This window comes from Pseudomonas sp. LF-5 (genome assembly GCF_037626295.1).
GTDB classification, from domain to species: domain Bacteria; phylum Pseudomonadota; class Gammaproteobacteria; order Pseudomonadales; family Pseudomonadaceae; genus Aquipseudomonas; species Aquipseudomonas monsensis.
Genome location: NZ_JARKMT010000003.1, coordinates 241,223 through 254,941, shown reverse-complemented (window position 1 = coordinate 254,941; position 13,719 = coordinate 241,223). Strand labels below are relative to the sequence as shown.

Sequence of the window (13,719 nt, the reverse complement as noted above, 5' to 3'; positions counted from 1 at the left end):
TGGGCACCCGACCGCAATCGGTGTGCCCATTTTTTATTGCGCTGCTCCCCGTTGTTCGGGGAGTTCGCCGCAATTAAGGATTAACGCTGTCTTTCAACGATTTGCCTGGCTTGAACGCAACGGTGTTGCTGGCCTTGATTTTAACCGGCTCGCCGGTCTGCGGGTTTTTGCCGGTACGGGCGCCGCGGTGGCGTTGCAGGAAGGTGCCGAAGCCCACCAGCGTCACGCTGTCCTTGCGGTGCAGAGCGCCGGTAATTTCTTCGAGGACGGCGTTGAGTACGCGGTTGGCCTGCTCTTTGGTCAGATCTGCTTTTTCAGCGATTGCAGCGGCGAGTTCTGGTTTACGCATTAGTGAAGCCCCTTTGACGGTTTTTTGTTGTTATGTCCGTGCTGTTCTCGTTGGAACAGCGCCCAAGGCGCCGCAGGCTCTACTCTGCGGCAGACGGGAGTGAGAATGGCACGCGGATACCGGCGGCGCCAGTCTCCCCGCGACCTTTGTAGGGGCAAAAGCGGGGTGATTCCGACAGAACGACCGGTATTTACGCCAGCAGCGCCGGAAGCTGTTTGTTCAGGGCGAGTTTTTCCATCACCGCCGCGCCAGTCAGGGCATAACCGAGCAACTGGCCGTCGGAGCCATGACACACAGCCTTGATGTCGGCGCCCTGCCCTTCGACGGTCCAGACGCCTTCGCGGCCCCGTGGCGGCGGTGAAACGACCAACGGGCACACCGGGGTTTTCACGGTGATCGGCATCGGGCCGTAGCTCACTGCGGCAGGGTTTCCGGTGAGGGTTTGTGCCAGCGCACGCGCACCACTCATGAGGGGCATGACGTACAACAGATTGAGGCCATCGACCTCGGCACAGTCGCCCAAGGCGTAGATATTGGCGTGGGACGTTTTCAGATACCGGTCGACGACGACGCCGCGATTGACCTGCACCCCGGCCGCCGCTGCCAGATCAATGCGCGGGCGCAGACCGATGGCCGACACCACGACATCGCAGGCAATCACCTGACCGTCGGACAGATGCGCTTTTAGCCCGTCGGCGTCCTTTTCCAGGCGATTCAGTACCGGACCCAGGTGGAAACGCGCGCCCAGGCTTTCCAGCCCGGCCTGCACGGCTGCCGCAGCGGCCGGGTGCAGCAGCATCGGCATCACTTGCTCGCACGGTGCAACCAGCTGCACCTCGTAGCCGCCGAGGATCAGGTCGTTGGCGAATTCGCAGCCGATCAACCCGGCACCGAGCACCAGCACCCGCCGTTTGCCTTCGGCTGCCGCACGAAAACGCGCGTAATCCTCGAGATCGTTGATCGGGAATACCAGATCAGCGCCATCGCCCTCGATCGGCACGCGTACGGTTTCCGCACCCCAGGCGAGGATCAGGTCGCGGTAGTACACCGCCTCTTCGCCAATCCACAGGCGCTTGTGGCCGGCGTCGATACCACTGATGCGCGTATGGGTGCGCACTTCGGCCTTCAACTGCTCGGCCATGGTGCCGGGTTCAGCCATGCTCAGGCCATCGGCGTCCTTGTTCTTGCCGAAACCGGTGGAGAGCATCGGCTTGGAGTAAGAGCGGCCGTCATCGGCGGTAATCAGCAGCAGCGGGGTTTCGCCATCGAGTTTGCGAAACTCCCGGGCCAGGTTGTAACCCGCAAGCCCGGTGCCTACGATTACGACAGGTGCGTTCATACCTTACTCCTTGGTTTTTCTCAGTTGATTTCGATCATTTCGAAGTCCATCTTGCCGACGCCGCAGTCCGGGCACAGCCAGTCTGCCGGTACATCTTCCCAACGGGTGCCCGGCGCAATGCCGTCATCCGGCCAACCCTCAGCTTCGTTGTAGATCAGGCCGCAGACGATGCATTGCCACTTTTTCATTCAGTTACTTCCTCAGGATTCAGGCTTTTGTCGGCGCGGACGGTCGATGGTGGTTGCGCTGCCATCCGGCTCAGGGCGTTTTGTACTGATGGTGCCGGGCAGATGCAAGCCTGTTCGGCGCAACGGCGACCCGGATCAATCAAATTCGCAGCACGCCATGTTAAGCTCGCCGCCTCATTTGCGGCCAATAATGACTCATTGTGCAACATTCAAATGCCTGCCCGGCCCCGCTCTGGCTGACTCAAAGCCGACTGACGCCCCTCCCCGATCCGTTGACCCTGGACTGGTTGTTCGACGAAGGCTCGCTGACCCGCCGCCTGACGCGGCTGTCCGATGACGGCTTCAGCGTTACGCCGTTGTTCGAAGGCTGGGACACTCTGCGCAGCGACGAATGCACCGCGCTGGATCTGGCCGAAGGCAGCGAAGGCTGGGTGCGTGAGGTGTATCTGCGCGGTCACGGCGAGGCCTGGGTGTTTGCCCGCAGCGTGGCGTCACGCGCCGCGTTGCAAGGTGATGGCTTGCACATGGACGAACTGGGCAGCCGCTCCCTGGGTGAGCTGCTGTTTTGCGATCACGCCTTCCAGCGCCGCGCCATCGAGGTCTGTCACTACCCCGAAGCGTGGTTGCCAGCCGCATCGAAAGCGCCGCAACTGTGGGGCCGCCGTTCGCGTTTCGACCGTGGCGCCCTGAGTGTGCTGGTCGCGGAAATTTTCCTGCCGAGCCTGTGGCGTGCCGCCCGCGCCCATCCGGAGAACTGCTGATGTACCAGAGCCTGCTCAAGTCCCTGAACCGCTTGAATCCGCGCGCCTGGGATTTCATTCAGCTGACGCGCATGGACAAGCCGATCGGCATTTACCTGCTGCTGTGGCCGACGCTGTGGGCGCTATGGATTGCCGGTAAAGGCTCGCCTTCGCTGGCCAATATCGTGATTTTCGTGCTCGGCGTGGTACTGACCCGTGCCGGTGGCTGCGTGATCAACGACTGGGCCGACCGCAAGGTCGATGGCCACGTCAAACGCACCGCGCAACGCCCGCTGGCCAGCGGCAAGATCAGTTCGAAAGAGGCGCTGGTGTTTTTCGCGCTGCTGATGGGCGTGAGTTTCCTGCTGGTGCTGTGCACCAATGCACCGACGATCTGGTTGTCGCTGGGCGGCCTGGCATTGGCGTTCACCTACCCGTTCATGAAGCGCTACACCTATTACCCGCAAGTGGTGCTGGGGGCGGCGTTTTCGTGGGGCATGCCGATGGCGTTCACCGCCGAAACCGGCGAACTGCCCGCCGCCGCGTGGCTGCTGTGGATCGCCAATCTGTTGTGGACGGTGGGTTATGACACCTATTACGCAATGACTGACCGGGACGACGACCTGAAGATCGGCGTGAAATCCACGGCGATTCTGTTTGGCGAGGCGGACCGGGTGATCATCCTGAGCCTGCAGGCGTTGTCGCTGGGCTGCCTGCTGCTGGCGGGGTCGAAGTTCGAGTTGGGGATCTGGTTCCATCTCGGCTTGCTGGTGGCTGCCGGGTGTTATGCGTGGGAATTCTGGTACACCCGTGATCGCGACCGGATGCGTTGCTTCAAGGCGTTTTTGCACAACCACTGGGCCGGGTTGGCGATTTTTGTCGGGATCGTGCTGGATTACGCGTTGCGCTGATCCGCAAACCTGTGGGAGCGAGCTTGCTCGCGCAAGCGTTGGGTCAGTTGCCACATAGGCTGACTGAGACGACGCCTTCGCGAGCAAGCTCGCTCCCACAGGGGATTTGCGTTTACTTGTGCTCGTGCACCACGTGCCACATCTCCTTCATGCCATCACCTTTCATTTCTCCAGGTTTTTCGTCCTTCATGAAGGTGTACAGCGGCTTGCCGTCATAAGCGTATTGCATCATGCCGTCATCGCGTTTGATGACCGTCCATTTGCCTTCAGCCTTGGCACCCGCCGGCGCCATCATCGGTGGCCAGTTCTTCGCGCAATCACCGTTGCACATCGACTTGCCGCCAGTGTCCTTGTCGAACGTGTAAACGGTCATGCCTTTGTGATCAACCATCATGCCGTCCTTCATCATGGCCGGTTCGGCGGCCATGGCCAGTCCAGGCAGAGTCAGGGCAGCAGCCATCAACAGGGCTTTGAAAGAAGCAGTCATTTGCGTCATGGAAACCTTCTTTTGTGGTTGTCAGGATTCGGACTTAGAGCTTAGTCCAGGATCCCGCCGTCCGCCGGGCGACTAAAATACTGTCACACGACTGCAATAATTCCGTTATCTAATGCGGCGCAAGACAGTTAAATGACAAGAGGATTAAGGCATGGTTGGCAGGAGCATTCTGATCGTCGACGACGAAGCGCCCATTCGCGAAATGATCGCCGTTGCGTTGGAAATGGCCGGCTATGACTGCCTCGAGGCAGAGAACTCGCAGCAGGCACACGCCATCATCGTCGACCGCAAACCGGACCTGATCCTGCTCGACTGGATGCTGCCCGGCACTTCCGGCATCGAGCTGGCCCGACGCCTCAAGCGCGACGAGCTGACCGGGGACATCCCGATCATCATGCTCACCGCCAAGGGCGAAGAGGACAACAAGATCCAGGGCCTGGAAGTCGGCGCCGATGACTACATCACCAAACCGTTTTCGCCACGCGAACTGGTCGCGCGCCTCAAGGCTGTACTGCGCCGTGCCGGCCCGACTGATGGCGAAGCGCCGATCGAAGTCGGCGGCCTGCTGCTCGACCCGATCAGCCACCGCGTGACCATCGACGGCAAACCGGCCGAGATGGGCCCGACCGAATACCGACTGCTGCAATTCTTCATGACCCACCAGGAACGCGCCTACACTCGCGGGCAATTGCTGGATCAGGTCTGGGGCGGCAACGTCTATGTTGAAGAACGCACCGTCGACGTGCACATCCGACGCCTGCGCAAGGCCCTCGGCGATGCTTATGAAAATCTGGTACAAACCGTGCGCGGCACCGGCTACCGGTTTTCCACCAAAGCATAAAAAAGCAGCGGCAGGCTTCTAGCTGCAAGCGGCAAGTAAAAGCCGATCCGCTTTAGCTTGAAGCTTGCAGCTTGAAACTTGAAGCTGCGTTTAAGGACGCTCCGTGAATCAAAACTGGCATGGCACCCTGATTCGCCACATGCTGTTGCTGGTCACCGCCTGTCTGGTGATCGGCCTGATCAGCGGCTATTACGGCTGGAGCCTCGCTGCCGGCCTGGGTCTTTACCTGGCCTGGACGCTCAAGCAACTGCTGCGCCTGCACGAATGGCTGCGCCTGCACCAACCCGATGAAGCACCGCCCGACGGCTACGGCCTGTGGGGCGAGGTGTTCGACAGCATCTACCACCTCCAACGCCGCGACCAACGGGTGCGCGGGCGCCTGCAAGCGGTGATCGACCGGGTGCAGGAGTCCACCGCCGCGCTGAAAGACGCGGTGATCATGCTCGACAGCGACGGCAACCTGGAATGGTGGAACCGTGCCGCCGAAACCCTGCTCGGCCTCAAGACCCCGCAGGACAGCGGCCAACCGGTGACCAACCTGGTACGCCATCCGCGCTTCAAGGAGTACTTCGAGCAGGAAAGCTACGCCGAACCGCTGGAAATCCCCTCGCCGACCAACGATCGCGTGCGCATTCAGCTGTACCTGACCCGCTACGGCAACAACGAACACCTGATGCTGGTGCGCGATGTCACGCGCATCCATCAGCTGGAACAGATGCGCAAAGACTTCATCGCCAACGTGTCCCACGAACTGCGCACGCCACTGACGGTGATCTGCGGCTACCTGGAAACCCTGCTCGACAACGTCGAGGACGTGAACCCGCGCTGGAGCCGCGCGCTGCAGCAGATGCAACAACAGGGCGGGCGCATGCAGACGCTGCTCAACGACCTGTTGCTGTTGGCGAAGCTGGAAGCCACCGATTACCCGTCGGACAACCAGCCAGTGCAGATCGACACGCTGTTGCAGTCGATCAAGAGCGACGCGCAACAGCTGTCCGGGCAGAAGAACCAGAACATCACCCTCGACGCCGACGGCAGAATCCTGCTCAAGGGCAGCGAGGCGGAACTGCGCAGCGCCTTCTCCAACCTGGTGTTCAACGCTGTGAAATACACCCCGGCCGAAGGCAACATCCGCATTCGCTGGTGGGGCGACGAGCAAGGCGCGCACCTGAGCGTGCAGGATTCCGGGATCGGTATCGACAGCAAACACCTGCCGCGCCTGACCGAGCGTTTCTATCGCGTCGACTCCAGCCGCAACTCCAACACTGGCGGCACCGGGCTGGGCCTGGCAATCGTCAAACACGTGTTGTTGCGCCACCGCGCGCGGATGGAGATCAGCAGCGTGCCCGGTCACGGCAGCACGTTCACCTGCCATTTCGCCCCGGCCCAGGTCGCTCAGGCACGGGCGATCAGCACTGCCGAGTAACGCCGGTCAGCACGCGCCACTAGGCAATCGCCAAGTCAGCCGCTACATTGGCTGACTTGCGTCTGCCTTTCAGACGCGATTTTTTCTCTCTTACGAATCACACGGAACCCGCAAAACTCCATCATGGACCCTTCCCCTGGCTTGTCCCTCGCAACACTATTCGCCGATTTCGGCATGATTCTTTTCGCTCTGATCCTGGTTTTGCTCAACGGCTTTTTCGTTGCGGCGGAATTCGCCATGGTCAAACTGCGCTCGACCCGGGTCGAGGCCATCGCCGACAAGAACGGCTGGCGCGGGCACATCCTGCGCACCGTGCACAGTCAGCTCGATGCGTACCTCTCGGCCTGCCAGCTCGGTATCACCCTCGCCTCCCTGGGCCTGGGCTGGGTCGGTGAGCCGGCGTTCGCGCACATTCTCGAACCGTTGCTGAGCGCAGTCGGCGTGCAATCGCCAGAGGTGGTCAAAGGCATTTCGTTCTTTACCGCGTTCTTCATCATCTCGTACCTGCACATCGTGGTCGGTGAGCTGGCGCCCAAGTCGTGGGCGATCCGCAAACCCGAGCTGCTGTCGCTGTGGACGGCGGTGCCGCTGTACCTGTTCTACTGGGCGATGTACCCGGCGATCTACCTGCTCAACGCCAGCGCCAACGCGATTCTGCGGATCGCCGGCCAGGGCGAACCCGGCCCGCACCACGAACACCATTACAGCCGCGAAGAACTGAAACTGATCCTGCACTCCAGCCGTGGTCAAGACCCGAGCGACCAAGGCATGCGCGTGCTGGCCTCGGCGGTGGAGATGGGCGAACTGGAAGTGGTCGACTGGGCCAACTCCCGGGAAGACCTGATCACCCTGGAATTCAACGCGCCGCTGAAAGAAATCCTGGCCATGTTCCGTCGCCACAAGTTCAGCCGTTACCCGGTGTACGACAGCGAGCGCCAGGAGTTCGTCGGCCTGCTGCACATCAAGGACCTGCTGCTGGAACTGGCGGCGCTGGATCACATTCCCGAGTCGTTCAACCTGGCTGAACTGACCCGTCCGCTGGAACGTGTGTCGCGACACATGCCGCTGTCGCAGCTGCTGGAGCAGTTCCGCAAGGGCGGCTCGCACTTCGCCGTGGTCGAGGAGGCTGACGGCAACATCATTGGCTACCTGACCATGGAGGACGTGCTGGAAGTACTGGTCGGCGATATTCAGGACGAACACCGCAAGGCTGAGCGCGGGATTCTGGCGTATCAGCCGGGCAAGCTGCTGGTGCGCGGCGATACGCCGTTGTTCAAGGTTGAACGCCTGCTGGGTATCGACCTGGACCACATCGAAGCCGAAACCCTCGCCGGGCTGGTCTACGAAACCCTGAAACGGGTGCCGGAAGAGGAAGAAGTGCTGGAAGTCGAAGGCCTGCGGATCATCATCAAGAAGATGAAAGGGCCGAAGATTGTGCTGGCCAAGGTGTTGATGCTGGATTGATGGCGGTTGCAGGGTAGCTTTTGTGGCGAGGGGATTTATCCCCGTTGGACGGCAAAGCCGTCCCGAAACCATTGAATGCATCCCCTCAGGGATTGCGCGAATGCCGGCTTCAGGGCCGCTACGCGCCCCAACGGGGATAAATCCCCTCGCCACCGTCGATCTCCACTGGATTTATTGCTTGCCCAACGCAAAGTTGGGCAACGCCCCCAGCGGCTGGTTGAACTGATACGGAATCGACACCAGCCCCGAGCCGTTGTTGCGCTGCACCACAAAGTGCAGGTGCGGGCCACTGCTGTTGCCGGTATTGCCCGACAGCGCCAGCGGACTGCCCACGGTCACCCGTTGCCCTTCGCGTACGCTTACCGACCCTTGCTTGAGATGCAGATACACGCCCATGGTCCCGTCATCGTGCAGCACCCGCACGAAATTGCCGGAGGGATCCGTACCGCGCCCGCTCTGTGAGTTCTCGATTTTCACCACCACCCCGGCCCGCGCCGCGATGATCTGTGTGCCGACCGGCATGGCGATGTCCATCGCATAGCGGTTCTTTGGCCCGAAGTGGCTGTACTGGCCTTCAGCGCCCTGACTCAGGCGGAACGGCCCGCCACGCCACGGCAGCGGATAGCGATAGCTCTGCGCCGCGCCAGCGGGGTCGCCCAAGGCATACTGGAATTGCGGCGTATACACCAACGGCTTGCCGCCGGTAATCGCCGTCAGCAGCGCCAGCCGCGTGTTGCTGCGTGCCGGCAGCACCCTGCGGATGGTTTGCGCCGGCGCGCCCCGCACATTGCTCATGCCGGTAAACGCCAGTGCCACCTCGACCGGCGCGTACAGATCATTGCGCACGAACACCACCTCACCGCCCTTCTGCTTCTTGATGTCGAGATAGACCTGCCGCTCGAGGCGCTCGACCATGCGGTCCTGAAACACGAACACCTGCGAGCCCTTGCTCGGACGGTCGCTGTACGAGACCACGCCGTTGGCATCGGTGGATTTGTAGATCGTCATGGCCACAGCCGAGGTGGAGGCCACGAAAAGACCACAGAAAAACAGCAGGCGCGCGAGCATGGGCAAGAGTCTGTCGAAGTAAGGCCTGGAAATGAGCCTAGCAGCTCAGACAGACCAGGCTAGTCGACAGATGTTTCAAATTGGCCAGCGCGGGAGATGGATGGTGCTTTTGATGACCCCATCGCCAGCAGCCTGACTCCCACATTGGAATGCATTCCAGATGTAGGAGTGAGCCTGCTCGCGATAGCGGTGTATCAGTCGAAGAAGATCAAGCGCCCGGAACGAAGTGCTTCTGCGCCGTGCCGCGAGCGATCAGGCGGGAGATGTAGTCGAGCTTCTGCGCATCCTGGTCGACGAACCGGAAGGTCAGTTGCAGCCAGTCGCTGTCGGCTTTCTGCTCGTGGGCAACGATGGCGTGCAGGTAGCCATTGAGGCGGGCGATTTCGGCGTTGTCGCCCTGCTCCAGGTCGAGCACGGCGCTGTCGAGGATCTGCGGCAGGGTGTCGGTGCGCTTCACCACCAGCAACGCTTCCTTGATGCTCAGGGCCTTGATCACGCATTGCTGGTTGCCGCTCGGCAGACGCAATTGACCCTGGCCACGTCCGCCGGCCGGCGCTTTCGCGGCGGCCGGGGCCTGGACTGGCGGGCTGTTGAGCAAACCACGGGACGGCGCAGCAGCAGGCGCCGGAGCAGCGGCAGCAGGCTTGGCGAACGGGTTGACCGCAGCGGCTGCCGGAGCACCACCGACCACGGCAGGCTTGCCACCGGTCAATGCGCTCAGGGAGTCGTTGCCGAACGCCGAGTTCATCTTGGTCGGGGCGCTGTTCATCAGGGTGTCGAGCTTGCCGACCTTGTTCAGCGCCTGCTTGACCTTGGTCAGCAGTTGCTCGTTGGTGAACGGCTTGCTGACGTAGCCGGAAACACCGGCCTGAATCGCCTGCACGACGTTTTCCTTGTCGCCACGGCTGGTGACCATGATGAACGGCATGGTCTTGAGGTTGTCTTGCTCGCGGCACCAGGTCAGCAGTTCGAGACCGGACATTTCCGGCATTTCCCAGTCGCACAGAACCAGGTCGAACGCTTCCCTGGCCAGCATTGCCTGGGCTTTCTTGCCGTTGATGGCGTCCTCGGTGCGGATCCCCGGGAAGTAATTACGCAGGCACTTTTTCACCAGGTCACGAATGAACGACGCATCGTCCACGACCAACACACTGATCTTGCTCATCCAACACCCCTATAAAAATCCCGGCAAGCATAACGCTGGCTGATGGCACATTGCCAAAACTCTTCAGTCACGCCGGGACTTTTCGTTCGCGGGTGCTGCTTTTTAATTCGATTTTTTACTTGAAAGCCCTAAACAAAAACGCCCGGCCAAAGGGCCGGGCGCTTTTCTCAGGCAATCTTACTTATCGTCAGCAACGCCCGGAACATTAGCGGTTTCGCCGCTTGTGCCTTCAACTTCTTCTTTCATGCGCTTGAGGCCCATGTGACGCACGTCGGTGCCGCGCACCAGGTAGATCACCAGTTCCGAAATGTTGCGCGCGTGGTCGCCGATGCGCTCCAGCGAACGCAGGACCCAGATGATGCTCAGAACCCGCGAGATAGAGCGCGGGTCTTCCATCATGTAGGTCGCCAGTTCACGCAGGGCGGTCTTGTATTCGCGGTCGATGACTTTGTCGTATTGCGCCACCGACAGCGCCAGATCGGCGTCGAAACGGGCAAACGCGTCCAGCGCATCACGCACCATGTTGCGCACCTGGTCGCCAATGTGGCGAACCTCGACGTAACCGCGCGGCGCTTCGCCTTCCTCGCACAGCTGGATGGCGCGACGGGCGATCTTGGTCGCTTCGTCACCGATGCGCTCCAGGTCGATCACCGACTTGGAGATGCTGATGATCAAACGCAGGTCGGACGCCGCCGGCTGCCGACGGGCGAGAATGCGCAGGCATTCTTCGTCGATGTTGCGTTCCATCTGGTTGATCTGGTCGTCGATCTCGCGCACCTGCTGAGCCAGGCCGGAATCGGCCTCGATCAGTGCGGTGACCGCGTCATTGACCTGCTTCTCGACCAGTCCGCCCATAGCCAGCAGGTGGCTGCGCACTTCTTCCAGTTCGGCGTTGAACTGCGCGGAAATGTGATGGGTAAGACCTTCTTTAGAAATCATTGTTCGCTCCGCGAAAGTTGCAAGCTTCAAGCTGCAAGCTTCAAGCAGTTATGTATAAGTCCTGATATCGCACCGCATCTTTCTTGCGGCTTGCAGCTGTACGGCTAGCCGTAGCGACCGGTGATGTAGTCTTCGGTCTGCTTCTTCGCCGGATTGGTAAACAGCGTGTCGGTGTCGCCGAATTCCACCAGTTTGCCCATATACATGAACGCCGTGTAGTCGGACACCCGTGCAGCCTGCTGCATGTTGTGGGTCACGATGACGATGGTGAACTTGGACTTCAGCTCGTAGATCAGCTCTTCGACTTTCAGGGTCGAGATCGGGTCGAGGGCCGAGCACGGTTCGTCGAGCAGCAACACTTCCGGCTCAACCGCGATGGTACGGGCAATCACCAGACGCTGTTGCTGACCACCGGACAGACCGAGTGCCGACTCGTGCAGACGGTCTTTGACTTCGTCCCACAGCGCCGCGCCTTTCAACGCCCACTCGACCGCTTCGTCGAGAATGCGCTTCTTGTTGATGCCCTGGATACGCAGACCGTAGACCACGTTTTCGTAGATGGTCTTGGGGAACGGGTTAGGCTTCTGGAACACCATGCCAACGCGACGACGCAGCTCGGCAACGTCTTCACCCTTGCGGTAGATGTTGTTGCCGTACAGGTTGATCGCGCCTTCGACACGGCAGCCGTCAACCAGGTCGTTCATACGGTTGAAGGTACGCAGCAACGTGGATTTGCCGCAGCCCGACGGGCCGATGAAGGCGGTCACGCGCTGTTTCGGGATGTTCATGCTGACGTCGAACAGGGCTTGCTTCTCACCGTAGAACAGGCTCAGGCCCGGGACTTCGATGGCCACGGTTTCCTGTTCGAGGTTGAGGCTCTGCTTGTCGCGACCCAGGGCAGACATGTTGATGCCGTGGGTGGGTGTTTCGTGCTGCATGGGAGGCTCCCTGTGCTAACAAATTCGGTTCGGAACACTGCTTGTTGCAGCTTCCATCAATATTCCAGTGGACGCGGTTCAATGTGGGAGCGAGCTTGCTCGCGAAGGGGCCCTTACGGCCGCCAAAAGCTTCGCGAGCAAGCTCGCTCCCACAGGGTTCGTGTCGTCCTTAGCTATCCAGTGCTTTGTATTTTTCGCGCAGGTGGTTACGGATATACACCGCCGACAGGTTCAAGGTCGCGATGACCAACACCAGCAACAACGCCGTGGCGTACACCAGCGGACGTGCCGCCTCGACGTTCGGGCTCTGGAAGCCGACGTCATAAATATGGAAGCCCAGGTGCATGATTTTCTGGTCCAGGTGCAGGTACGGGTAGTTGCCGTCCACCGGCAGCGACGGTGCCAGTTTCACCACACCCACCAGCATCAGCGGCGCCACTTCACCGGCGGCGCGAGCCACGGCGAGGATCATGCCGGTCATCATCGCCGGGCTGGCCATCGGCAGAACGATCTTCCACAGCGTCTCGGCCTTGGTTGCACCCAGTGCCAGCGAGCCTTCACGAACGGTACGCGGGATACGCGCCAGACCTTCCTCGGTCGCCACGATCACCACCGGTACGGCCAGCAGCGCCAGGGTCAACGACGCCCAGAGCAGACCCGGTGTACCGAAGGTCGGCGCCGGCAATGCTTCGGGGAAGAACAGACGGTCGACCGAACCACCCAGCACGTAGACGAAGAAGCCCAGACCGAACACGCCGTAAACGATCGCCGGAACGCCGGCGAGGTTGTTCACCGCGATACGGATGATCCGCGTCAGGGTGTTCTGCTTGGCGTATTCACGCAGGTACACCGCCGCCAGCACGCCGAACGGGGTCACGATCATCGCCATGATCAGGGTCATCATCACGGTGCCGAAAATCGCCGGGAAGATCCCGCCTTCGGTGTTGGCTTCACGCGGGTCGTCGGAGAGGAATTCCCAGACCTTGCTGAAGTAGAAACCGATCTTGCTGAAAGTGCCCATGGCGTTCGGCTGGTAGGCGTGAACCACTTTGCCGAGGCTGATTTCGATTTCCTTGCCGTTGGCATCGCGGGCAGTCAGCGCGTCACGGTTGAACTGCGCGTGCAGGTCAGAGAGACGGGCTTCAATGTCCTGATAACGGGCATTCAGCTCGGCGCGCTCGGAGTCCATGTCCGCTTGCGCGGTGGCGTCGAGTTTGCCTTCCAGTTCCAGCTTGCGGCCGTGCAGACGGATGCGCTCCAGCCCTGCGTTGATCGCACCGATGTCAGTTTTTTCCAGCGACTTCAGTTGCGCAGCCAGACCGTTTACACGGTTGATCCGCGCTTGCAGCTCAGGCCATGCCGCTTCGCCTTCGGCGATGACTTTGCCGTCCTGTTTGACGTTGACCAGGTAGCCGTAGAAGTTGCCCCACTCACGGCGCTCCAGCGCCATCAGCTCCGGCGGATTTTTCTGGTTGGTCAGCCACTCGCCGACGATCCAGGTGAAGTCGTTGCCATTCAAGTCACGGTTACCGACCTTGATCAGCTCGCGGGTCATGAATTCCGGGCCCTGATCGGGCACCGGCAGGCCGGCGCTCTTCAGGCGGGCGCGGGGCACTTCTTCTTTTTGCACCACTTCGCCGATGACCAGGTGATTGGCCTGGCCCGGCACGTCGTAGCTGGCGTGGATCAGATCCGCCGGCCAGAAGTGACCCAGACCGCGCACGGCGATCACCGCCAGCAGGCCAATGGTCATGATGACCGCGATGGACACCGCGCCACCGCTGATCCAGACGCCCGGGGCGCCGCTCTTGAACCATCCATTCAGGGAGTTCTGTTTCACAGACTTCTACCTTTC

General features: G+C 60.9%; 14 protein-coding genes. 5 read left to right on the top strand and 9 right to left on the bottom strand.

What is annotated here, in order from left to right; genetic code table 11:
• Positions 1–73 precede the first annotated feature (73 nt).
• The 3 genes from PseuLF5_RS13185 to PseuLF5_RS13175 form a co-directional block, all read right to left on the bottom strand.
• A complete protein-coding gene (locus tag PseuLF5_RS13185) occupies positions 74–349 on the bottom strand; it encodes an HU family DNA-binding protein (protein WP_003213368.1) in 276 nt (91 codons plus the stop codon).
• Positions 350–539: 190 nt separating this feature from the next.
• Positions 540–1,688: an NAD(P)/FAD-dependent oxidoreductase gene (locus PseuLF5_RS13180; RefSeq protein WP_123469933.1), complete on the bottom strand. Its 1,149-nt coding sequence runs from the start codon at positions 1,686–1,688 to the stop codon at positions 540–542.
• Between the two features lie 20 nt (positions 1,689–1,708).
• Complete coding sequence (locus tag PseuLF5_RS13175) at positions 1,709–1,876, bottom strand: rubredoxin (protein WP_053148867.1); 168 nt, start codon at positions 1,874–1,876, stop codon at positions 1,709–1,711.
• Between the two features lie 200 nt (positions 1,877–2,076).
• Here PseuLF5_RS13175 and PseuLF5_RS13170 point away from each other — a divergent pair, with 200 nt between their 5' ends.
• Both PseuLF5_RS13170 and ubiA read left to right on the top strand, forming a co-directional pair.
• Positions 2,077–2,637, top strand: a complete 561-nt coding sequence (locus tag PseuLF5_RS13170) for a chorismate--pyruvate lyase family protein (RefSeq protein ID WP_123469934.1) — start codon at positions 2,077–2,079, stop codon at positions 2,635–2,637.
• Positions 2,637–3,527, top strand: coding sequence for a 4-hydroxybenzoate octaprenyltransferase (gene ubiA, locus PseuLF5_RS13165; RefSeq protein ID WP_007920263.1), 891 nt, complete (start codon positions 2,637–2,639; stop codon positions 3,525–3,527). The genes PseuLF5_RS13170 and ubiA overlap by 1 nt, the downstream gene beginning before the upstream one ends.
• 112 nt (positions 3,528–3,639) lie before the next feature.
• Here the strand turns inward: ubiA and PseuLF5_RS13160 are convergent, their stop codons facing one another.
• Entirely contained in the window at positions 3,640–4,023 is a 384-nt protein-coding gene (locus tag PseuLF5_RS13160; protein WP_123469936.1) for a COG4315 family predicted lipoprotein, read from the bottom strand.
• A gap of 151 nt (positions 4,024–4,174) precedes the next feature.
• Between PseuLF5_RS13160 and phoB the strand changes: the two genes are divergently transcribed.
• The 3 genes from phoB to PseuLF5_RS13145 all read left to right on the top strand — a co-directional run bounded on the left by phoB (position 4,175) and on the right by PseuLF5_RS13145 (position 7,754).
• On the top strand, positions 4,175–4,864 hold the full coding sequence (gene phoB / locus PseuLF5_RS13155) for a phosphate regulon transcriptional regulator PhoB (protein ID WP_007896474.1): 690 nt from the start codon (positions 4,175–4,177) through the stop codon (positions 4,862–4,864).
• Between the two features lie 139 nt (positions 4,865–5,003).
• A complete protein-coding gene (gene phoR / locus PseuLF5_RS13150) occupies positions 5,004–6,290 on the top strand; it encodes a phosphate regulon sensor histidine kinase PhoR (RefSeq protein ID WP_189655731.1) in 1,287 nt (428 codons plus the stop codon).
• Positions 6,291–6,413: 123 nt separating this feature from the next.
• Entirely contained in the window at positions 6,414–7,754 is a 1,341-nt protein-coding gene (locus PseuLF5_RS13145; protein WP_123469940.1) for a hemolysin family protein, read from the top strand.
• A gap of 171 nt (positions 7,755–7,925) precedes the next feature.
• On the opposite strand, the gene PseuLF5_RS13140 is transcribed toward PseuLF5_RS13145, so the two are convergent.
• From PseuLF5_RS13140 to pstA, 5 genes are all read right to left on the bottom strand, one after another.
• A complete protein-coding gene (locus PseuLF5_RS13140; RefSeq protein WP_340133718.1) occupies positions 7,926–8,822 on the bottom strand; it encodes a M23 family metallopeptidase in 897 nt (298 codons plus the stop codon).
• A 208-nt stretch (positions 8,823–9,030) separates the two neighbouring features.
• Positions 9,031–9,987, bottom strand: coding sequence for a response regulator (locus tag PseuLF5_RS13135; protein WP_128613622.1), 957 nt, complete (start codon positions 9,985–9,987; stop codon positions 9,031–9,033).
• Between the two features lie 177 nt (positions 9,988–10,164).
• Entirely contained in the window at positions 10,165–10,926 is a 762-nt protein-coding gene (phoU, locus tag PseuLF5_RS13130) for a phosphate signaling complex protein PhoU (protein ID WP_123469945.1), read from the bottom strand.
• 104 nt (positions 10,927–11,030) lie between these two features.
• The gene (gene pstB / locus PseuLF5_RS13125) at positions 11,031–11,864 is read right to left on the bottom strand and encodes a phosphate ABC transporter ATP-binding protein PstB (protein WP_340133716.1); all 834 of its coding nucleotides are present in this window, start codon (positions 11,862–11,864) and stop codon (positions 11,031–11,033) included.
• Between the two features lie 169 nt (positions 11,865–12,033).
• Positions 12,034–13,704 (bottom strand): phosphate ABC transporter permease PstA, encoded by a 1,671-nt coding sequence (pstA, locus tag PseuLF5_RS13120; protein ID WP_128613621.1) that lies wholly within the window; start codon positions 13,702–13,704, stop codon positions 12,034–12,036.
• Positions 13,705–13,719 lie beyond the last annotated feature (15 nt).

Coding starts and splice junctions, on each gene's coding strand:
- PseuLF5_RS13185 (WP_003213368.1), bottom strand. CDS start 349: ATGCGTAAACCAGAACTCGCCGCTGCAATCGCTGAAAAAGCAGATCTG.
- PseuLF5_RS13180 (WP_123469933.1), bottom strand. CDS start 1,688: ATGAACGCACCTGTCGTAATCGTAGGCACCGGGCTTGCGGGTTACAAC.
- PseuLF5_RS13175 (WP_053148867.1), bottom strand. CDS start 1,876: ATGAAAAAGTGGCAATGCATCGTCTGCGGCCTGATCTACAACGAAGCT.
- ubiA (WP_007920263.1), top strand. CDS start 2,637: ATGTACCAGAGCCTGCTCAAGTCCCTGAACCGCTTGAATCCGCGCGCC.
- PseuLF5_RS13160 (WP_123469936.1), bottom strand. CDS start 4,023: ATGACGCAAATGACTGCTTCTTTCAAAGCCCTGTTGATGGCTGCTGCC.
- phoB (WP_007896474.1), top strand. CDS start 4,175: ATGGTTGGCAGGAGCATTCTGATCGTCGACGACGAAGCGCCCATTCGC.
- phoR (WP_189655731.1), top strand. CDS start 5,004: ATGCTGTTGCTGGTCACCGCCTGTCTGGTGATCGGCCTGATCAGCGGC.
- PseuLF5_RS13145 (WP_123469940.1), top strand. CDS start 6,414: ATGGACCCTTCCCCTGGCTTGTCCCTCGCAACACTATTCGCCGATTTC.
- PseuLF5_RS13140 (WP_340133718.1), bottom strand. CDS start 8,822: ATGCTCGCGCGCCTGCTGTTTTTCTGTGGTCTTTTCGTGGCCTCCACC.
- PseuLF5_RS13135 (WP_128613622.1), bottom strand. CDS start 9,987: ATGAGCAAGATCAGTGTGTTGGTCGTGGACGATGCGTCGTTCATTCGT.
- phoU (WP_123469945.1), bottom strand. CDS start 10,926: ATGATTTCTAAAGAAGGTCTTACCCATCACATTTCCGCGCAGTTCAAC.
- pstB (WP_340133716.1), bottom strand. CDS start 11,864: ATGCAGCACGAAACACCCACCCACGGCATCAACATGTCTGCCCTGGGT.